The sequence below is a fragment of the Actinomadura physcomitrii genome, assembly GCF_008923205.2.
In the GTDB taxonomy this organism is placed as follows: Bacteria; Actinomycetota; Actinomycetes; order Streptosporangiales; family Streptosporangiaceae; genus Spirillospora; species Spirillospora physcomitrii.
In genome coordinates this window covers 243,053-262,075 of sequence record NZ_WBMS02000002.1, presented here as the reverse complement: position 1 = coordinate 262,075, position 19,023 = coordinate 243,053, and the positions used below count along the sequence as shown (strand labels likewise).

Sequence of the window (19,023 nt, the reverse complement as noted above, 5' to 3'; positions counted from 1 at the left end):
CGCTCGCCCGATCTCGGTCGAGGGGCGAGCCGCCAGGCGAGCTCCTCGGGCCGGGATTGAGTCAGCACGCTTGCATCAACGCCACCGCCAGCCGTGGTCGACAGGGCCGATGCCGGCGCCGAGCGGGAAGCCCGCGGCGATCGCGCCGGTGACGTACTCCTTGGCCGCGCCGACGGCGGCGGGGACGTCGTCGCCGAGCGCGAGGCGGGAGGCGATCGCGGACGCGAGGGTGCAGCCGGTGCCGTGGGTGTGCCGGTTGTCGTGCCGCGGCGCGCTGAAGCGGTGCTCGCGCTCGCCGTCGAAGAGCAGGTCGGCGGGCTCGCCGGGGAGGTGGCCGCCCTTGATGAGCACCCAGCGGGGGCCGAGCGCCTTGACCGCCTCGGCGGCCTCGCGCAGGCCCCGCTCGTCCACCACCTTGACGCCGGTGAGCTGCTCGACCTCGTACAGGTTCGGGGTGACGACGGTCGCGGCGGGCAGCAGCGCGGAGCGCACCGCGGCGACGGCGTCCGGCGCGAGCAGCGAGTCGCCGTGCTTGGAGACGCCGACCGGGTCCACGACGGACGGGGCGTCCGACGCGGCGAGCGCCTCGGCGACGGTCTCGACCAGCACGGTCGACGCGAGCATCCCGGTCTTGATCGCGTGCACGCCGATGTCGGAGAGCACGGAGTCGAGCTGGGCGCGGACGGCCTCGGCGGGCAGCTCCCAGTAGCCCTGGACGCCGAGGGAGTTCTGCGCGGTGACGGCGGCGATGACGCTCATCCCGTGCACGCCGAGCGCGAGCATGGTCTTCAGGTCCGCCTGGATCCCGGCGCCGCCTCCGGAGTCCGAGCCCGCGATCGTGAGCACGAGGGGCGGGGCCTGGCGGGGCGCGGACGCGTTCTGCTGCATGGCGTCCACTTTATGGCGATCTGTCGCGCGGTGCGGTTCCCGGCCCGCGGGGTCACAGGATGGCGCAGGCGAGCTTGTTCATGATGCAGTAGGTCGGCTTGCGCGGCGTGCCGTTCGCGGTGAAGACGAACTGGGCGGAGGCCCCCGGCGCGAGGCCCGTGCGGCCGCGGACGTAGGCGAGCTGCCCGGTCCTGACGACGATCGCGCCGCTGATCGCGCGCACCGTCACGTTCGGGATCTTGAAGGCGAGCGCCCACCGGGACACCGTCGTCCGGCCCCGGTTGGCGACGGTGCCGGTGGCACGGAACGCGGTGCTCGTGCGGGAGACGACGTGGAAGGCGATGACGAGCCCGTCGGGGCGGCTCGCGCGGCCGGCGCGGTTGCCCGGCCCGCGCTGGGAGACCTGGCTGTCGCGGGGGTTGACCGGGTCCTTGGGGGCGCCGCCGGCGAAGTTCAAAGAGATCTGCTGGGTGCTGAGCGCGTACGCGACGACGCCGACGGCGATGACGAGCGCCACGATCGGCAGCATCGGGACGGGGAGCGCGGACACGAGCCGGGCGACGCGGGCCCGCGTGGAGGCCGGAGAGCCCGAGGAGCCCGGGGACCGGTCGGACGAGGCGGCAGGGTCCCGGGGCGGCGCTTGCACGAGGGCGTCGGCGCGGGTGCCCGCCATGGGCGCGGGGGGCGGCTGGGAGGCGCCGGGAACGCGGTCGTCGCGGCCGGCCATGGCGGCGGGGAGGTCGCCCGGGTAGTCGCCGGGATAAGGCTCGAAGCGGTGCGCTTGCGGAGGGCCGTGCTGGCGCTGCGCGACGGGCGGCGGGCCGGCGGGGGCGGCGGGCGAGGAGGCGGGAGGGTAGGGCTCGTAGGAGAAGAACACCTGGTCGTCGGTCGGGCCGGAGAAGGCCTCGAAGGACGGGCCGGGAGGGGCTCCGAGGAACGGACCCGCGGGCGCCGGATCGTCCGGCGCGGGCTCGTCATCGGGTCGCTCGCGCTTGGTGTGTCGTCCCATCCCATTCCTCTTCGATCACAGGATGTATACCAAACCAGTACCAAACATGCCTACCGGATGAGGAAAGCGCACCCGGCGGGCACCCGGTGGCAACCGGCCGTTCACCCCCGGAAGTGATCCCATCCGGCGGCGTCCGGGACGCGCCCGTCGACGCGCACCCCGGCACCCTCTCCTACGGTTCCGATCACCCTCCAGGACGGGGGCGGCGGGGAATCCGGCGGGAAGGTCCCGGCGAAGCCGTGGTCCTCGCCGCCGGTGAGCACGTGCCGCAGCCCGTCCGGGCCGAGGGACTCCGGGACCACCAGTGTCGCGGAGTCGACGTCGATCCGCACCCCGCTCGCGTCGGCGAGGTGCCCGAGGTCCTGGACGAGGCCGTCGCTGACGTCGAGCAGCGCGGTCGCGCGCGCGGCCCGCGCCTCGGCGCCCGCCTCGTAGGGCGGCTCGGGGCGGCGGTGCGCGGCGATCAGTTCGGCGGGCCCGTCGCGGCCTTCGGTGAGCAGCGCCAGCCCGGCGGAGGCGTGTCCGAGGCGGCCGCGCACGGCGACGAGGTCGCCCGGACGGGCGCCGGACCGGGTGAGCGGCGCGGCGCCGCCGAGGTCGCCGAGCGCGGTGACCGCGAGGGTGACCGCGGGGGCGCCGACCACGTCGCCGCCCGCGACGGACGCGCCGGCGCGGCGGCACTCGTCGGCGAGGCCGTCGTAGAGCCGTTCGGCCCAGGCGGCGTCGGTGGACGGCGGCGCGGCGAACCCGACGAGCAGCGCGGTCGGGCGGGCGCCCATGGCGACCACGTCGGCGAGGTTCTGCGCGGCGGCCTTGCGGCCGATGTCGTAGGGGCCGGACCAGTCGCGGCGGAAGTGCCGCCCCTCGACGAGCAGGTCGGTGGTGGCGACGACCCGGCCGTCGGGGGCGGCGACGACCGCGGCGTCGTCGCCGGGGCCGAGCCGGACGTCCGGTCCCTGCGGGAGCCGCCGCGTCAGCCTGCCGATCAGCCCGAACTCGCCCAGCTCCCCGATGGTGCCCATCCGCTCCGTTCCCGCCCTCTCACCGCCCGGCCTCACCCGCCCGGCCACTCGTGTCCCGCCGGGCTCGCGGCGGCCCGTGCGCGCGCTGTGCGCCCCCCGGACGCCCGCCGCGCCGCGTAACACGATACGGTGACCGTCCGACGGCTATTTCTCCGCCCGGGGAGGACGTGATGGTGCAGGCCTACATCCTCATCCAGACCGAAGTGGGCAAGGCGGCCGAGGTCGCGGGGCACATCTCCGGCGTTCCCGGCGTGACCCTGGCGGAGGACGTCACGGGGCCCTACGACGTGATCGTCCGAGCGGAGGCGCGCAATGTGGACGAGCTGGGCAAGCTCGTCGTCGCGCAGATCCAGACGGTCGAGGGCATCACGCGCACCCTCACCTGCCCCATTGTCCACATCTAGGTTCCGGTTCCGCTGGGCGCCGGTGCTGCTGGCTCCGCTGATGCTGCTGCCCGCGGCGTGCGGGGACGGGGCGGTGGAGGTTCCGGTCCCGCATCCGGACGCGGCGACGCAACGGCTCTGCGAGGGGCTGCGGCTGCCCGCGAAGGTGCACGGCCGGTCGTTGCGGGACACCGAGCCCGATTCGCAGCTGACGGCGGCGTGGGGGTCGCCGGCGATCGCGCTGCGCTGCGGCGTCCCGATCCCGGCCGCGCTGCGGCAGACGTCGGAGCTGGTGGACATCAACGGGATCAGCTGGTTCGGGCAGCCGGTGGACCGTCCGGTGACGTGGACGGCGGTGGGGCGGCAGGCGTACGTGGAGGTGACGGTCCCGGCGAAGTACCGGCCGGCCGGGGACGTGCTGATCGAGCTGACCCCGGCGATCAAGGCGACGATCCCGGCGAAGCCGGAGGGCCAGATCTAGACCGCCCGGTCCGGTGGCCGCCGGGCCTTCCCGTCACCACCGGGCACGATGAGCCGGGCCATCTCGGCGAGCCGGTCGGCCATGCGGGTGTAGGAGGTGTAGCCCATGCCGGCGTGCAGGAGCGCACCCGAGTAGGCCAGTTCCAGCGCGCCGAGGACGGCGGGGTCGTCGTGGTCCGCCAGCGCGTCCTTGAGCCGGGTGCGGATCGCGGTGCCGATGCGGGCGCGCAGTTCCCGGACGTCGGGGTCGGTGCCGAGCATGGCGGAGGTGCACGCGGCGGCGAGCTCCGGCTCGTCGGACACCAGCAGCGCGATCTCGCGCAGCACCCGCTCGACGCGGCCGGCGACGTCCCGGCCGCCGCCCGACTCGACGGGGCCGACGGGCGGCAGCGCGCTGAGCCGCCGCCAGAACACCTCGGTGATGAGGTGGTTCTTGGAGGCGAAGTAGGTGTAGGCGGTGGCCGGCGCGACGCCCGCGCGGCGGGCGACGTTGCGGACGGTCAGCCCGTCGTAGCCGGTGTCGCGGACCTCCTCGACGGCGGCGTCGGTGAGGCGCCGCACCGTGTCGGCCTGCCGCGGCGTCAGGCGGCGGCGGGTGGATTCGGTCGACAGTTCCCCGGACACATGTCCAGACATTAGTTAAGCGCCCGCCGCCGCGCCAACTCGTTAACTCTCCGTTATCACGGGTAACAGTCCGCTGTCCGGGCGACGCGGCCCCGTGACCGCCGGCGAACGGCCGACGCGCCTGGGAAGGGAACCCGATGCGCACTCTCCTGGTCCATCCCAGCGGACTGATGTACTCGGAGATCTTCCTGCGGCTGGAACCGCTCGGCGTCGAGCGGGTCGCCGCGGCGCTGCGCACCGCCGGCCACCAGGTCCGGCTGCTGGACCTGCAGATCTTCACCCATGACGACCTGCGCCGCGAGCTGCGCGAGTTCCGGCCCGAGGCCGTCGGGTTCGGGGTCAACTACCTGGCCAACGTGCCGGAGATGATCGACCTTGCCAAGGAGGTCAAGCGCCGGCTGCCGGAGTGCTTCGTCTTCGCCGGCGGGCACAGCGTCTCGTTCATCGCGGCGCACGTCCTCGACCAGGCGAACGGGGCGCTGGACGCGGTGCTGCGCGGGGAGGGCGAGGTGGCGGCGCCGCTGCTGCTGGAGGCCGCCCGCGACGGCGGCCTCGGCGAGGTGCCGGGCGCCGTGACCGCCGACGGCACCTGCAAGAAGGTGCCGCTGCTGCTCGACGGCCTGGACGCGCCGCGTCCGGCCCGCGACCTGACCCGGCGCCGCCACAAGTACTTCATCGGCGTCCTGGACCCGGCCGCGTCCATCGAGTTCACCCGCGGCTGCCCGTGGGACTGCTCGTTCTGCAGCGCCTGGACGTTCTACGGCCGCACGTACCGGAAGGTGTCGCCGGAGGCCGCGGCGGAGGAGATCGCCTCGATCCGCGAGCCGGGCCTGTTCATCGTCGACGACGTCGCGTTCATCAAGCCGGAGCACGGCGACGCGATCGCCGCCGAGGTGGAGCGGCGCGGCATCCGCAAGGAGTACTACCTGGAGACCCGTGCGGACGTGCTGCTGCGCCATCCCGAGGTCTTCGAGCGGTGGCGGCGGCTCGGCCTGAACTACATGTTCCTCGGCATGGAGGCGCTCGACGAGGAGGGCCTCGACCGGTACCGCAAGCGGACGAGCCCCGACACCAACATCAAGGCCCTGGAACTCGCCCGCAGGATGGGCCTCACCGTGGCCATCAACCTGATCGTGGACCCGGCCTGGGACGCGAGGCGGTTCAAGCTCGTCCGCGAGTGGGCGCTGTCGGTGCCCGAGATCGTCAACCTCACCGTGATGACGCCCTATCCGGGCACGGAGATCTGGCACACCGAGTCGCGCAAGCTGACGACGCGCGACTACCGCCTCTTCGACATCCAGCACGCGGTGGTGCCGACGAAGCTGCCGCTGCATGAGTTCTACCGCGAGCTGGTGAAGACGCAGTCGGTGATGAACCGCAAGCACCTCGGCGTCGCGGCGGCGGCGCAGACGCTCGGCATCATGGGCCGCCACCTGTGGCACGGGCAGACCAACTTCGCCAGATCGATCTGGAAGTTCCGGTCCGTCTACAACGCCGACCGGCAGTACGGCGACCATCTGCGGAAGGTCCGCTACGAGCTTCCGGTGCCCGACCACCGCTCCGTCGGGCCCGCCGGCCGCAAGGAGCTCTACATCCACGAGCGCCAGCGCTGACGCCTTCGGCGGGAATGGTGGGGCGGGTGGGATTCGAACCCACTCAGACAAAGCACCTGTTTTACAGACAGGCCCGACTCTCCCGCGTCGGCGCCGCCCCATGCGCGAGCCCGCTCGTACCTCCGGAGGGATTCGAACCCCCAGCACACGGCACCTCATGCCGCTGTCTCTACCGTTGGACTACGGAGGCGTGCGTGCGGCTCCCGGGATTCGAACCCGGAACGTCCACCATCTGAGGATGGCCCCTCTGCCTGTTGGGGTAGAGCCGCAGGTCTGTGCGAGGCGTCGCTCGCGGCGGCTCGGCCAGGGGGCCTCTAGGAGAGGGGATACCGGCCGGGGCGGGCGTGCGACGCCGAGGGCAGTCGGAGTCGTAGTCGCTGCATCGCCATGGCCGGTCCTCCTCTCGAGTCTCGTGTCACCGTCTCGGACGGGCTGACGTGCTCCACGGTGCCATCGGCCGCCAGCGGCCCGCAACGCATTTATCGCGCCGGGCGTTCAGCCGGTGGACGTGTCGTCCGGCATCAGCCAGCCGATCAGGAGCAGTACCCACACTCCGACCATGAGCCAGCCGAGCGTGATCCCGGTGATCGCGAAGCCGAGGCCGCGCTGCCGGGAGCGGCGCACCCGCGCCCAGGCGATGTGCCCGGCGACGATCGCCGGGATGGACGTCAGTCCGCAGGAGATCAGTCCGACGAGCCCGCAGACCAGCGCGTAGATCGACGCGTGGTTGTAGGACGGCTTGCCGTACGGGTTCGGTGCGGCGGCGGCGCCCGGCGGCCGGGTCGGCGCGCCGTAGGCGCCCGGCGCGACGGTGCCCTGCGGATACGGCGCCGGGCGGGCGGCGACCGCGTCGGCGTACTTCTGCCACGACTCGGCCTCGGCCGTGCGGCCCTGCATGCTCAGCAGCGCCGCGAGGTTGCGCATCGCGGCCGGGTCGCCCGCCTGCGCGGCCTGCCGGTACTGCCGTTCGACGAGCGCGTCGGCCTCCCCCGCCGCGAGCGCCGGCGAAGGAGCATGCGCCGGAGGCGGCGTGGAGGCATGTGCCGGAGGCGGCGTAGACGCATGTGCCGGAGGCGGGGTGGATGTGTGCGCCGGGGGCGGCGCAGCGGAAAGGCCCCCGTGCCGCGCGGGCCGCTGGCCGCTCCCGGTGGCGGCGTGCCTCGGCGCCCCGACCTGTGACAGGCCGGTCTGCGACAGGCCCGTCCGGAACGAGCCGCCGGGTGGCGGGCCGGCCGGCGCCTGCCGCGGGGCACCGCCGGAGATCAGCCGGTCCAGGAGCGCCTGCGCGGACGGGCGGCGCGCCGGGTCCTTCGCGAGCGCGGACCCGACCGCGCCGAGCAGCGTCCCATGCAGCCCGCTCAGATCGGGCTCGCCGCTGACGATCTGGTGGATGATCGCCGGGAGCGAGTCGCCGGCGAAGCAGGGACCGCCGCGCGCCGCGAACGCCACGGTCGCGCCCCAGGCGAACACGTCGGACGCGGGGGTCGCGCCGCGCCCGTCCAGCTGCTCGGGGGCCATGAACGCGGGCGTGCCGACGATGCCGCCGGTCGCGGTGAGTCGCGTCCCGTCCACCGACCGGGCGATGCCGAAGTCGATGACGCGCGGCCCGAACGTGGACAGCAGCACGTTCGCCGGCTTGAGGTCGCGGTGCACGACGCCCGCGTCGTGGATCGCGGTCAGCGCGGTCGCGATCCCGACGGCGACGGCCTCCAGGTCGGCGCCGCGCAGCGGGCCGTCCTTGGCGACGGAGTCGTCGAGGCTCGGGCCGTTGACGAACTCGGTGACCAGGTACGGCGGGTCGGCCGCCGGGTCGGCGTCGAGCACCGGCGCGGTGCAGAACGGGCGGACCCGCTGCGCCGCCGCGACCTCCGCCTGGAACCGCGCCCGGTACTGCCGGTCGGCGGCGTACTCGCGGCGGATCACCTTGATGGCGACCTTGCGGCCGGTCTGGTCCAGGCCGACGTAGACCGTCCCCATCCCGCCCTCGCCGAGCCGGTCCGCCACCCGGTAGGGGCCGATGCGATCCGGCAGGTCGGCTGGCGGCACGGCACGTTCTCCTCAGGACGGGACCAGATCCCCCAAGCCTGGCACATCCTGGCTCCGGCCGTGGTCTCCGCGGGGTCACAGGTCGAGGCTGATCCGCCCCGAGGCGGCGCGGGAGACGCAGACCAGCATGGAGTCGTCGCCCTGGTCGGACGGGGCGCGGTCGTCCACGTCGCCGGACAGGACGGCGGTCCGGCAGGTGCCGCAGAAGCCCTGCCGGCAGGAGTAGGCGACGTCCGGCAGCACGTCCCTGATGACGTCGAGGGCGGACCGGTCGGCGGGCACCGGGAGGGTGCGACCGCTGCGCCGCAACTCCACCTCGAACGGCTTCCCGCCGGTGACGGGCGGCGGCGCGAAGCGCTCGTAGTGCAGGGTCGCGTCCATCCTCACGGCCGCGCGGACGGCGTCGATCATCGGGGCGGGGCCGCAGCAGTACACGGCGGTCCCGGCGGGGACGTCGCCGAGCAGGTCCGCGGCGGACGGCACGCCGTGCTCGTCGTCGGTGCGGACGGTCACGCGGCGGGCGGGCAGCTCGTCCAGGAACGGCAGGGACGCGCGGCTCCGGCCGGTGTAGACCAGGCTCCAGTCCGCGCCGTACCGGTCGGCGGCGGTCACCATCGGCAGGATGGGCGTGATGCCGATGCCGCCGGCGAGGAACACGTACCGGTCGTGCGCCAGGAACGGGAACGCGTTGCGCGGCCCCCGCACGGCGAGCCGGTCGCCTTCCCGCAGCCCGTGCATCTCGACGGACCCGCCGCCCCCGCCCGGCAGGCGGCGGACGGCGATCCGGTAGGAGCGCCGGTCGGCGGGGTCGCCGCACAGCGAGTACTGGCGGCGGCGCCCGGACGCGAGCAGCACGTCCAGGTGGCCGCCGGGCTGCCACGCGGGCAGGACGCGCCCGTCTGGGGCGCCGAGCCGCAGGCTCACCACGTCCTCGGCCTCGCGGCGCACCTCCTGGACGGTCAGGCGCATCGTCCGGTCGACGGGCCGGACGGCGGGCGGGGCGGGGGCGCGCAGCGAGCGGAACCGCTGGATGCCGTTGAACGCGGCGTTCACCGCGACCCAGAACGGGTCGCGCTCGCGGCGCCCCCGCAGGTCGGGCGGGATCATCGCAGGGCCGCCCGGGCCGCCGGCGACGCGGCCAGGTAGGCGAGCGCCTGACTGGTGGAGCCCTCGTTCAGCGGGCTGTAGGAGCGCCTGAGGTAGCGCGCCACCGAGGCGCCGACCATCCGCCCGGAGGGGGTGAGGCCCGCCGGGCCGGTGCGGCGCAGGTGCCGCATCCCGCCCTTGATCCGGCCGCGGACGATCGGGTCGCGGGCCATCAGGAAGCGGTGCCCGCGGTGCCACAGCGCGCCGAGCATGGTGATCGTCTCGCCCATCGCGCGGAGCCGCGCCGCGTACGAGCCGTCGAGGTGCATGAACAGGTCGTGCGCGACGTGCCGGTGCTCGACCTCCTCGGCGCCGTGCCAGCGCAGCAGGTCCAGCATGGTCGGGTCGGCGCCCGCCTCGTCCAGCGCCTTCGCGTTGAGGATCCAGTCGCCGAGGACGCCGGTGAAGTGCTCGATCGCGGCGATCAGCGCGATGCGCTCGAACAGCCAGGCCCGCTTGCGGTCGCCGGTGAGGCCGCGGTCGCCGAGCAGGTCCGCGAAGACGAACTCGACCTGCCGGACGAACGGCCGCACGTCCAGGCCCTGCTCGACGAAGTGGTCGAGGACGGCGTCGTGGGAAGCGGCGTGCACGGCCTCCTGCCCGATGAAGCCCAGGACGTCCTCGCGGAGCCGGTCGTCGCGGATGTACGGGACGGCCTCCTTGAAGACCTTGACGAACCACTCCTCGCCGGCCGGCAGCAGCATGTGCAGGACGTTGATGAGGTGGGTGGCCACCGGGTCGCGGGGGATCCAGTGCAGGGGGACGTCCGACCAGTCGAAGCGGACGTCGCGCGCCCGCAGGACGATGTTCTCCGGCTCCGGGGGCCGCCGTACGGGCGGCTGCTGGACCGACATGGGCTTCCCTCCGGCGCGCCGACGGGTTATTGACGATACGTCCAGTAAGTTACCGGCGGTCCCCGGCGCCCAACAATGGCACGGTCCGGTGAGCATCGTCACCCCGCGGCTTCGCCGGCCAGCGCGAGGGCCGGGACGACCAGCAGCAGCGAGCTCGCCGCCGCGGCGAAGGCGCCCGCCGCGCCGGCGTGGTAGACCGGCAGCCACACCAGCGGCGCGACCGCTCCGCCGCCGAACCGGAACGCCGACACCGCCGACAGCGCTCCGCCCCGGTTCCGCGGCACCGCCCGCATCGTCAGGCTCTGCAGCGCGACGGTCATCATCGACGCCCCCGCGCCCGCCAGCGTCCACCACAGGGCGAGCGCGCCCACGGATCCGGACGACCCGACCACGGCGACGAACACCCCGGTCACCACGGCCGCGACGCCGCCGCACAGCCGCGCCCCGGCCCGCTCGGCGACGCGTCCCCACACGGCGCCGAGCACCAGCCCCGCCACCCCGAACCCGAGCAGCGCGACGCCGGTGAGGTCCGCGCTGACGTGCAGTTCCTCCCGCGCGTACAGCGCGACGAGGAACGGCAGCGCGGACGCGCCGAGGTAGGACAGGAACGAGGCCGCCGACAGCAGGCCCATCCGCCGGCTGAGCAGCGGCCGCCAGGGCGGCGCCGCCGCGGCCGGGCGCGGCTCGCCCGGCGGCGGCGCGAACGCCAGCAGCACCGCGGCCGCCGCGACCACGACGAACCCGAGCCGCCACGACGACTCCGCGGCGAGCCCGCCGACCAGCGGCGCGAACGACTGCCCGGCCGCCTGGCAGCTGGAGTACACGCCGACCGCCCGCCCGTGGCGGTCGCGCGGCACGATGTCGCCGAGCCCGGCGAGCAGCAGCGGCGAGGTGAAGGCGTTGGCGGCCCCGAGCGCGGCCCGCGCCCCGAGGAACAGGCCCAGCGTCGGCGCGAGCGCGCACACCAGCGAGCCCGCCGCGTACACCAGGTAGGCGATCCGGACCGTCCGGCGGCGCCCCCAGCGCTCCCCCAGCGTCCCGGACACCAGCTGGACCAGCGCGAACGGCACGAAGTAGGCGGTCAGCGACGCGGCCGCGGCGCCCGCCGGGGCGTGCACGGACCGGCCGATCTCCGGGAGCATCGGCGAGACGACCCCGCCGCCGAGCGGGCCGAGCAGGGCGCCGCCGTAGACGGCCCCGACCTTGATCCGCTGCAGTGCCACCGCTCCCCCGGCGCTCACCCTAGATCATTTCGTCCCGGGATCGGGGCCTGCGCCCTACATCTTCGCGATGCGGCGGATGCGCGGAGATCGTGGGGATCCGCCCCTTGCGCCGCGGACCGTCCTGAACTGTAGTCTGGACACCTGTCCAGAATCAGAGGCCGGACGGCCGCCCGCGGAGGGACTGTGAGCATGAGGTTCGAGGGAAAGGTCGCGATCGTCACCGGTGCGGCCCAGGGCATCGGCGAGGCGTACGCGCGGGGACTCGCGGCCGAGGGCGCGTCCGTCGTCGTCGCGGACGTCGACGAGCGCGGCCGGGCCGTCGCCGACGACATCAAGGGCCTGTTCGTGCGGACCGACGTGTCGGACCCGGCGTCCACCGAGGCCATGGCCGCCGCCGCGGTGGAGCGGTTCGGCGGCATCGACCACCTGGTGAACAACGCGGCCATCTTCGGGACGATGAAGCTCGACTTCCTGTTCACCGTCGACTGGGACTACTACAAGAAGTTCATGGCGGTGAACATGGACGGCGCACTGCTGTGCGCGCGCGCCTGCCACCCGCACATGCAGGCGCGCGGCGGCGGCTCGATCGTGAACCAGTCGTCCACGGCCGCCTGGCAGTACTCCGGCTTCTACGGGCTCGCGAAGGTCGCGATCAACGGGCTGACGCAGCAGCTCGCGCACGAGCTCGGCGGCATGGGCATCCGGGTGAACGCCATCGCGCCGGGCCCGACCGACACCGAGGCGAACCGCAGGGTCGTCCCGGGCAACATGTCGCAGAAGATCGTCGACCAGAAGATGGCGCTCAAGCGGATGGGCACGCCCGAGGACATGGTCGGCGCCTGCCTGTTCCTGCTGTCGGACGACGCCGCCTGGATCACCGGCCAGATCCTCAATGTCGACGGCGGCGAGGTCTTCCGCGCCTGACCCGCACCGCTGCCTCGCGACGTGTCGCCCTCATGACGACACGCCGCAGCTCAACGAGGGGCGGACATCAGCATCGGGCCGGTCACGCGGAACCGCTCGACGCCCCGCCGGGTCAGGTTGATCCGCAGATCGATCCACCCGGGCAGGCCCGCGGCGCGGCAGTCGAGGGCGCCGCGCGGCGGGAAGTGCAGGTCGCCGACCGACAGCTTGGCGCCGTGCACGTGCACCGGCAGCAGGATCCGCGACCCGGCGGTGAGCGGCGCGATCGCGCAGCCGCCGATGTCCCGGCCGCGGGCCTCGCTGCGCACCGCCTCCGCCGCCACCCGTGCGCGCGCCGCCGGATGCACCCCGCCGAGCAGCATCCTGCCCTGGTCGTCGTCCGGCGCCGCCCGCACCGCCCGCGGGGCGCACCCGATGAGCCCGGGATGCCCCGACGCGCAGTGCACCCCGTCGGCGCGGCCCACCCCGAGGACGTCCACCACGATCACGTCGCCGGGCTCCGCGCCGACGACCACGAGCGGGCCGCACAGCACCGCGTCCTCGCCCGGCTCCCGGGCCGCGCACTCCATCCGGACGGTCCCGCCGGTGATCACCTCGGCGACGCCGGGGATCGCGGGATGCCAGCGGTCGTGCCCGGGCACCGGCCGCGCCCTCCCCTCCGCGGGGAAGGGAGCGGTCGGGGCCTGCGGAACAGGTGAGAGCGTCAAGACGGGCGTCCTTCCGGAACGGTGGCGGGAACGGTCCCGATCCTGTCCGGGGCGCGTTTCGGCCGGATTTCAGCACCGCGAAGGACACGTCAAACCGCCATCACCGAGGCGTCGAACGGCCGCGCCGCGGGCCGCTCCCGTCCCCGGCGCCCCGGGTCAGCGGAGCCCGGTGGAGCGGCGCAGCGCGGTCTGGATCAGCCGGTCGACGAGCGACGGGTAGTCCAGCCCGGTCGCGGCCCACATCTGCGGGAACGCCGACGCCGGCGTGAACCCCGGCATAGTGTTGATCTCATTGAGGATCCAGCGGCCGTCCGGGGTGTGGAAGAAGTCGACGCGGGCGAGGCCCTCGCAGTCCAGCGCCTCGAACGCCTGCCCCGCGATCGCCCGGACCTCCTCGACCGCCTCCGCGGGCAGGTCCGGCGGGATCGCCATCCGGGTGCCGCCGTCGAGGTACTTGGTCTCGAAGTCGTAGAAGTCGTGGTCGCCCGCCATCAGCACCTCGGCGGGCAGGCTCGCCTCCGGCGGCCCGTCGTCCAGGCCCTGCAGCACGCCGCACTCGATCTCGCGGCCCTCGATCGCCGCCTCCACGATCACCTTCGGGTCGTGCTCGCGGGCCGTCTCGACCGCGGCCTCCAGGTCGGCCTCGTCGGTGACCCGGGTGATGCCCATGCTGGACCCGGCGCGGGCCGGCTTGACGAACACCGCCCGCCCGGCGGCGAGCCCGAGCTGCTCCTTGACCTCGTCGAGCTTGCGCTTGCGCTCGCGGCGCCACTCCCGGTCGCCGATCAGCACGTACGGGCCGACCGGCAGGCCGCGCGCCTGCCAGACGAGCTTCATGAACCCCTTGTCCATGCCGACCGCGCTGGCCAGCACCCCGGCGCCGACGTACCGGACGCCCGCGAGGTCGAGCAGCCCCTGGATGGTGCCATCCTCGCCGTACGGGCCGTGCAGCAGCGGCAGCACGACGTCGACCTCGCCGAGCGTGGCGGGCACCTTGCCGGGCTCGACGACCATCAGGCCGCGGCTGTCGGGGTCGAACGGCAGCGCCAGGGCGCTGCCGACGCCCGACACCTCAGGGAGCCGGCCGTCGTGGATCGCGAGCCGCTGGTCCTCGGGCGCGAGCACCCAGCGGCCGTCGCGGGCGATGCCGATCGGCAGCACGTCGTAGCGGTCCCGGTCGATCGCGGCCATGACGGCGCCCGCGGTGACGCAGGAGATCGCGTGCTCGGAGCTGCGCCCGCCGAACACCACGGCCACGCGAATCTTGGAAACCTGGGACATGATTCCCGACCCTATCGGTGATCAGTACGGTGCGGCCACGAACGATCCGGGCGCGCCCCGGGCGCCGGACGCGACGTCGCGTCGTCCACGGGTCACACTCCGTACCGTTCCGGCTTCGGCGAGCGGGAGATCAGCGAGATCGCCGCCTCCGTGATCGGAGTGCCGTGGTACAGCACCGAGACGACCGCCTCGGTGATCGGCATCTCCACGTTGTGCTTGCGGGCCAGCTCCAGCACCGCCTCCGAGGACTTCACGCCCTCGGCGGTCTGCTTGGTGGCGGCGACGACCTCCTCCAGCGTCATCCCGCGGCCGAGGTTCTCGCCGAACGTCCGGTTCCGCGCGAGCGGCGACATGCAGGACGCGGCGAGGTCGCCCATCCCGGCGAGTCCGGCGAAGGTGTGCTCGTCGGCGCCGAGCGCGATGCCGAGCCGGGTGATCTCGGCGAGCCCGCGGGTCATCAGCACCGCCTGGGTGTTGGACCCGAACCCGAGCCCGACCGACATCCCGACGCACAGCGCGACGACGTTCTTGATCGCCCCGCCCAGCTCCACGCCGATCACGTCCGTGGAGGTGTAGACGCGGAAGTAGGGGGTCATCGTGGCGGCCTGCAGCCCCACCGCGGCCTGCTCGTCCACGCACGCGGCGACCGCGGCGCTCGGCTCGCCGGTCGCGATCTCGCGCGCCACGTTCGGCCCGCTGAACACCGCGACCCGCTCCTCCGGGACGTCGGCGACCTCCCGGATCACCTCCGACATCCGCCGGGTCGTGCCGAGCTCCACGCCCTTCATCAGGCTGACCAGGACGGCCCCGGGCGGCAGCAGCGGCACCCAGCCCGCGAGGTTGCCGCGCAGGCTCTGCGCGGGGACGGCGAGCGCCACGAAGTCGGCGCCGTCCAGCGCCTCGGCGGGGTCGAGGGTCGCCCGGATCGGCGCGGGCAGCCCGACGCCCGGCAGGTAGTCGGCGTTCTCGTGCCGCTCGTTGATCGACTCGACGAGCTCGGGCCGGCGGCCCCAGAGGGTGACCTCGCCGCCCGCGTCGTGCAGCAGCTTGGCGAACGTGGTCCCCCAGGACCCGGCGCCCATCACCGCGGTGCGGTAGGTCACGAGTCACCCGCCCTGCTCTTCTCGGCGGCGCCGTCCGCCGGCTCCGCCGGGCCGGGCACCCCGCCGGCCTCCGCGTCCTTGGCGGCGCGGCGCCGCTCCTCCAGCACCCGGTGGTGGTCGTAGCGCTCCGCCGGCGGGCGCTCGCCGCGCAGCTCGCCGAGCAGCTCGGAGATCACGTCCATGATGTCGTCGGTGGCCGCGCGCAGCGTCTCCTTGGTGAGCGGCAGCCCCTCGTACTTCGACAGGTCGATCGGCGGCCCCGCGATCACCTGCATCGTCTTGCGCGGGAACGGGTGGAACCCCTTCTTCAGGCTGCCGGCGAGCCCGCGCTGCTCGGCCTTCTTGTACGGCAGCAGCTCGTGCGCGCCCCACGTCGCGACCGGGACGACCTTCGCGCCCGTCGTCAGCGCCATCCGCGCCACGCCCGTCTGGCCGGTCATCGGCCACAGCTCGGGGTCGCGGGTGCAGCTGCCCTCCGGGTAGAACATCAGGCACTCGCCGTCGACCAGCGCCTGCTCGGCGTCCTTGAGGGCGAGCGCGGCGTCGGCGCGGTCGCGGTGCACCGGGATCTGGCCGGTGCCGCGCATCGCGGCGCCCACGATCGGCGTGCTGAACAGCGCGGCCTTGGCGAGGTAGACGGGGTAGCGCCCGGCCTCGTAGACGAAGTGCGCGAGGGCGAGCGGGTCGGACTCGGAGATGTGGTTGGCGGCGATGATCACACCGCCCGTCCTGGGCACGTTGCCCCGGCCGCGCCAGTCCCGTCTCAGCAGCCCGAACAGCAGGGGCCGCAGGACGACGATCGTGAGCTTGCGCCAGCCAGGCGAGTACCCGTGGCCCATGATCCGTCCCTCCTCCATCCGAACCCGGCGTGAACGCGGGGTGTCCTCAAGTGTCGCGGTTGTCTGCGCATAGTGTCGAGTTGCCATGTCTACCCCAGCGCCAAGCGCGCCTCATCCCGAGTGGTCGCTCGTCGTGCCGGTCAAGGTGCTGGCGAGGGCCAAGACCCGCATGTCCGCGGCGGCGGGGCCGCACCGCGCGGCGCTCGCCCTGGCGGTCGCCGCCGACACCGTCGCGGCGGCGCTGCGCTGCGCGCGCGTCCGCGATGTGATAGTGGTCACCGACGATCCCGTCCCGGCCGCGGAGCTGGCCGCGCTCGGCGCCCGGATCGTCCCGGACGAGCCCGACGCCGGGCTGAACCCGGCGCTGGCCTACGGGGCGGGACGCGGCCGCGACCTCGCCCCCGACGCGGGCGTCGGCGCCCTTTCCGCCGACCTGCCCGCCCTGCGGCCCGACGAACTCGCCGCGGTCCTCGACGCGGCCGCCCGCGCGCCCGAAGCGTTCGTCCCGGACGCGGCGGGCATCGGCACGACCCTCTACACGGCGCGTCCCGGCGTGCCGTTCTCCCCCGCGTTCGGCGGCGACTCCCGCACCGCGCACCGCGCGCGCGGCGCCCGTGAGCTGCTGCTGCCCGGGACCGACAGCGTCCGCCGCGACGTCGACACCCCCGACGACCTGCGCGCCGCCCTGGCCCTCGGCACCGGCCCGCGCACCGCCGCCGTCGCCGCGCTGCTCCCCGATTTCGCGCCGTCCGCCGGGCAGAGCCGGGGATAGGGTTCGCGCATGCAGGGGACGGTGAAGGACTTCGACGCGGCCGCGCGGACGGGGAGCGTGCTGCTGGACGACGGGACGGAGCTGCCGTTCGACGCGGACGCGTTCGCGGCGGGGGGCCTGCGGCTACTGCGCTTCGGGCAGCGGGTGAACCTGGCGCTGGAGGACGGCCGGGTCGCGGCGGTGACGCTGTCGACGTTCCCCCTTCCGGGGACCTGAACGGGCCGTGGAAACGGCAGCGCCCGGGACCGTTCGAAACGGTCCCGGGCGCTGCCGTGCGAGGCTACTTCTTGCCGGCCACCAGGTTCTTGAAGTCCGCGCCGGCCTTGAACTTCGGCACGGACGTCGCGGGAACCTCGATGGTCTTGCCCGTTGCGGGGTTGCGGGCCGTACGGGCAGGCCGGTCGGCCTTCTCGAACGAACCGAACCCGGTGATCGCCACCTTGTCGCCCTTGGCGACGGCGGATTGGATCGCCTCCAGGATCGCGTCGACGGCCTCGGCTGCGGCCTTCTTGCTGCCCAGCCGGTCAGAGATGGCGTCGACCAGCTCACGCTTGTTCATGGGTTACTCCTCTAGTTCCCCCCTTGCCCGAACGAAACTAAGGGACCCTCAGCATGGACACAATCACCTGCACGCAAGAGTTGCCGTGTCGCTGGCGTTTTTGTCGGCCTCGCCCCCGTCTCGCCGGGTGACCGGACCAGATCCGGCCACTGCGCACGCTAACGGACGTCGGGCGCCCCGTGGAAATCGGCCAGGAACGCCTCCAGCCTGCGGGCGGCCAGCTCGGCGTCCCTTTTCGCCAGATCGGTGATCGCCAGGAGGTGGCGGATGAGCCGCTGCCGGGTCTGCGGCGGCAGCGGCGCCACGGCCCGGTGCGCGTCGCGCAACTGCCGGGCGAGCCGGGTCAGCGCCGGGTCCTCCCACTGAGGTCCGGTCCACGGCACGGCGTCCACAAAAGCCCCCAAGTGCTCGGGCGTCCTCGTCCCCTGCGAGCAATTCTCCCGCGCGAGGCTACGCGACCCCCACCCTGGCCCACGCCAACGCCCCATCCAGCACCCGCAGATCGAAGCCCAACCCCCGGAGGGCTGAAGCCCAACTCCCCAGCAAGTTGGCGCCCACCCCGGCAGGTTGAAGCTCAGCCCGGCAGGTTCGAGCCCAATCTAGGGAAAGGTTGAAACCCACCCCGGAGCGTTCGAAGCTCAGCCCCGGCAGGCTGAAGCTCAGCCACCTCACGGGCAGGCACGCGGAGGGAGCGCTAGCGAGTGGAGCGGGCATGCCCGACGGTCGACAGGCTGTTTCGCGCGGAGCGCCAGCGGAGCGGGGAAACAGCCCGTCCGTCGTGACGGGGGTTCCAGGGGGTCGCCCCTCCTGGGCAAGCACGGGCAGGCACGCGGAGCGAGTGCAGCGAGCGCAGCGGGCATGCCCGACGACGGACGGGCTGTTTCGCGCGGAGCGCCAGCGGAGCGGGGAAACAGCCCGTCCGTCGTGACGGGGGTTCCAGGGGGTCGCCCCCCTGGGATTACACAGTCACCGGGAGCCAGGCGGGGCGGGTGGCCTCGTAGTCGTTGATGGCGTCGCCGTGGCGGAGGGTGAGGCCGATGTCGTCCAGGCCCTCCATGAGCCGCCAGCGTGTGTAGTCGTCGATCTCGAAGGGGGCGGTGTCGGCGCCCCAGCGGACCTCGCGCTTGTCGAGGTCGACGGTGATCTCCAGGGCGGGATCCTTCTCGGCGGCGCTCTGCAGGGCCTCGACCTGCTCGGCGGTCAGCACGACCGGCAGCAGCCCCATCTTGGTGGAGTTGTTGCGGAAGATGTCGCCGAAGCGCGGGGCGATCACGACGCGGAACCCGTACTGCTGGAGGGCCCAGACGGCGTGCTCGCGGGACGAGCCGGTGCCGAAGTCGGGGCCGGCGACGAGGATGCCGGCGCCCTCGTACTGCGGCTGGTTCAGGACGAAGGCGGGGTCCTCGCGCCAGGCGGAGAACAGGCCCTTGTCGAAGCCGGTGCGGCTGACCTGCTTGAGCCAGACGGCCGGGATGATCTGGTCGGTGTCGACGTTGCTGCGCCGCAGCGGGACGGCGCGCCCGGTGTAGGTGGTGAAGGCTTCCATCGGT

General features: G+C 73.8%; 21 protein-coding genes and 3 tRNA genes. 6 read left to right on the top strand and 18 right to left on the bottom strand.

Translation table 11 applies throughout. The features are described from left to right. Positions 1 to 75: 75 nt before the first annotated feature. The 3 genes from thiD to F8568_RS03275 all read right to left on the bottom strand — a co-directional run bounded on the left by thiD (position 76) and on the right by F8568_RS03275 (position 2,919). Entirely contained in the window at positions 76 to 888 is an 813-nt protein-coding gene (thiD, locus tag F8568_RS03285; RefSeq protein ID WP_151591181.1) for a bifunctional hydroxymethylpyrimidine kinase/phosphomethylpyrimidine kinase, read from the bottom strand. 52 nt (positions 889 to 940) lie between these two features. After that, positions 941 to 1,897 carry a cellulose binding domain-containing protein gene (locus F8568_RS03280; RefSeq protein ID WP_151591179.1) on the bottom strand — a complete coding sequence of 319 codons (957 nt, stop codon included), beginning with the start codon at positions 1,895 to 1,897 and terminating at the stop codon, positions 941 to 943. A gap of 101 nt (positions 1,898 to 1,998) precedes the next feature. Then, positions 1,999 to 2,919 (bottom strand): thiamine-phosphate kinase, encoded by a 921-nt coding sequence (locus tag F8568_RS03275; RefSeq protein ID WP_151591177.1) that lies wholly within the window; start codon positions 2,917 to 2,919, stop codon positions 1,999 to 2,001. Positions 2,920 to 3,089: 170 nt separating this feature from the next. Here F8568_RS03275 and F8568_RS03270 point away from each other — a divergent pair, with 170 nt between their 5' ends. Continuing rightward, entirely contained in the window at positions 3,090 to 3,323 is a 234-nt protein-coding gene (locus F8568_RS03270) for an Lrp/AsnC family transcriptional regulator (RefSeq protein WP_151542521.1), read from the top strand. After that, positions 3,310 to 3,783 (top strand): DUF3515 domain-containing protein, encoded by a 474-nt coding sequence (locus F8568_RS03265; protein WP_236008306.1) that lies wholly within the window; start codon positions 3,310 to 3,312, stop codon positions 3,781 to 3,783. Before F8568_RS03270 ends, F8568_RS03265 begins: the two co-directional genes overlap by 14 nt. Here F8568_RS03265 and F8568_RS03260 read toward each other — a convergent pair. Next, positions 3,780 to 4,406 (bottom strand): TetR/AcrR family transcriptional regulator, encoded by a 627-nt coding sequence (locus F8568_RS03260; protein ID WP_328600703.1) that lies wholly within the window; start codon positions 4,404 to 4,406, stop codon positions 3,780 to 3,782. The genes F8568_RS03265 and F8568_RS03260 overlap by 4 nt on opposite strands. Positions 4,407 to 4,543: 137 nt before the next feature. Between F8568_RS03260 and hpnR the strand changes: the two genes are divergently transcribed. Further along, a complete protein-coding gene (gene hpnR / locus F8568_RS03255; RefSeq protein WP_151591175.1) occupies positions 4,544 to 6,019 on the top strand; it encodes a hopanoid C-3 methylase HpnR in 1,476 nt (491 codons plus the stop codon). 15 nt (positions 6,020 to 6,034) lie between these two features. On the opposite strand, the gene F8568_RS03250 is transcribed toward hpnR, so the two are convergent. From F8568_RS03250 to F8568_RS03220, 7 genes are all read right to left on the bottom strand, one after another. Then, positions 6,035 to 6,119 (bottom strand) — tRNA-Tyr (locus F8568_RS03250). Between the two features lie 17 nt (positions 6,120 to 6,136). Further along, a tRNA-Leu gene (locus F8568_RS03245) sits at positions 6,137 to 6,209 on the bottom strand. Positions 6,210 to 6,214: 5 nt separating this feature from the next. After that, positions 6,215 to 6,288, bottom strand: a tRNA-Leu gene (locus F8568_RS03240). A gap of 226 nt (positions 6,289 to 6,514) precedes the next feature. Then, positions 6,515 to 8,065 (bottom strand): protein kinase domain-containing protein, encoded by a 1,551-nt coding sequence (locus tag F8568_RS03235; protein WP_151591173.1) that lies wholly within the window; start codon positions 8,063 to 8,065, stop codon positions 6,515 to 6,517. 75 nt (positions 8,066 to 8,140) lie between these two features. Beyond that, positions 8,141 to 9,172, bottom strand: coding sequence for a PDR/VanB family oxidoreductase (locus tag F8568_RS03230; protein ID WP_151591170.1), 1,032 nt, complete (start codon positions 9,170 to 9,172; stop codon positions 8,141 to 8,143). Continuing rightward, entirely contained in the window at positions 9,169 to 10,065 is an 897-nt protein-coding gene (locus tag F8568_RS03225) for a metal-dependent hydrolase (protein WP_151591168.1), read from the bottom strand. Before F8568_RS03225 ends, F8568_RS03230 begins: the two co-directional genes overlap by 4 nt. A 98-nt stretch (positions 10,066 to 10,163) precedes the next feature. After that, entirely contained in the window at positions 10,164 to 11,306 is a 1,143-nt protein-coding gene (locus F8568_RS03220; RefSeq protein ID WP_151591166.1) for an MFS transporter, read from the bottom strand. A 171-nt stretch (positions 11,307 to 11,477) separates the two neighbouring features. Here F8568_RS03220 and F8568_RS03215 point away from each other — a divergent pair, with 171 nt between their 5' ends. Continuing rightward, the gene (locus F8568_RS03215; RefSeq protein WP_151591164.1) at positions 11,478 to 12,212 is read left to right on the top strand and encodes an SDR family oxidoreductase; all 735 of its coding nucleotides are present in this window, start codon (positions 11,478 to 11,480) and stop codon (positions 12,210 to 12,212) included. 50 nt (positions 12,213 to 12,262) lie between these two features. Here the strand turns inward: F8568_RS03215 and F8568_RS03210 are convergent, their stop codons facing one another. The 4 genes from F8568_RS03210 to F8568_RS03195 all read right to left on the bottom strand — a co-directional run bounded on the left by F8568_RS03210 (position 12,263) and on the right by F8568_RS03195 (position 16,142). After that, positions 12,263 to 12,853: an acetamidase/formamidase family protein gene (locus F8568_RS03210; protein ID WP_328600702.1), complete on the bottom strand. Its 591-nt coding sequence runs from the start codon at positions 12,851 to 12,853 to the stop codon at positions 12,263 to 12,265. Between the two features lie 222 nt (positions 12,854 to 13,075). Next, positions 13,076 to 14,200, bottom strand: coding sequence for a D-alanine--D-alanine ligase family protein (locus tag F8568_RS03205; RefSeq protein WP_151591160.1), 1,125 nt, complete (start codon positions 14,198 to 14,200; stop codon positions 13,076 to 13,078). 92 nt (positions 14,201 to 14,292) lie between these two features. Further along, positions 14,293 to 15,282, bottom strand: coding sequence for an NAD(P)H-dependent glycerol-3-phosphate dehydrogenase (locus F8568_RS03200; RefSeq protein ID WP_151591456.1), 990 nt, complete (start codon positions 15,280 to 15,282; stop codon positions 14,293 to 14,295). A gap of 17 nt (positions 15,283 to 15,299) precedes the next feature. After that, the gene (locus F8568_RS03195; RefSeq protein ID WP_151591158.1) at positions 15,300 to 16,142 is read right to left on the bottom strand and encodes a lysophospholipid acyltransferase family protein; all 843 of its coding nucleotides are present in this window, start codon (positions 16,140 to 16,142) and stop codon (positions 15,300 to 15,302) included. An 85-nt stretch (positions 16,143 to 16,227) separates the two neighbouring features. Here F8568_RS03195 and cofC point away from each other — a divergent pair, with 85 nt between their 5' ends. Together cofC and F8568_RS03185 are read left to right on the top strand one after the other, a co-directional pair. Beyond that, positions 16,228 to 16,914, top strand: a complete 687-nt coding sequence (gene cofC, locus F8568_RS03190) for a 2-phospho-L-lactate guanylyltransferase (protein WP_151591156.1) — start codon at positions 16,228 to 16,230, stop codon at positions 16,912 to 16,914. 9 nt (positions 16,915 to 16,923) lie between these two features. After that, positions 16,924 to 17,130 (top strand): cold-shock protein, encoded by a 207-nt coding sequence (locus tag F8568_RS03185; RefSeq protein WP_151591154.1) that lies wholly within the window; start codon positions 16,924 to 16,926, stop codon positions 17,128 to 17,130. A gap of 64 nt (positions 17,131 to 17,194) precedes the next feature. On the opposite strand, the gene F8568_RS03180 is transcribed toward F8568_RS03185, so the two are convergent. The 3 genes from F8568_RS03180 to leuD form a co-directional block, all read right to left on the bottom strand. Then, positions 17,195 to 17,473, bottom strand: a complete 279-nt coding sequence (locus F8568_RS03180; RefSeq protein ID WP_151542535.1) for an HU family DNA-binding protein — start codon at positions 17,471 to 17,473, stop codon at positions 17,195 to 17,197. 158 nt (positions 17,474 to 17,631) lie between these two features. Further along, on the bottom strand, positions 17,632 to 17,865 hold the full coding sequence (locus tag F8568_RS03175; protein WP_151591454.1) for an SCO5555 family protein: 234 nt from the start codon (positions 17,863 to 17,865) through the stop codon (positions 17,632 to 17,634). Between the two features lie 566 nt (positions 17,866 to 18,431). Continuing rightward, positions 18,432 to 19,019 carry a 3-isopropylmalate dehydratase small subunit gene (leuD, locus tag F8568_RS03170; protein WP_151591152.1) on the bottom strand — a complete coding sequence of 196 codons (588 nt, stop codon included), beginning with the start codon at positions 19,017 to 19,019 and terminating at the stop codon, positions 18,432 to 18,434. Positions 19,020 to 19,023 lie beyond the last annotated feature (4 nt).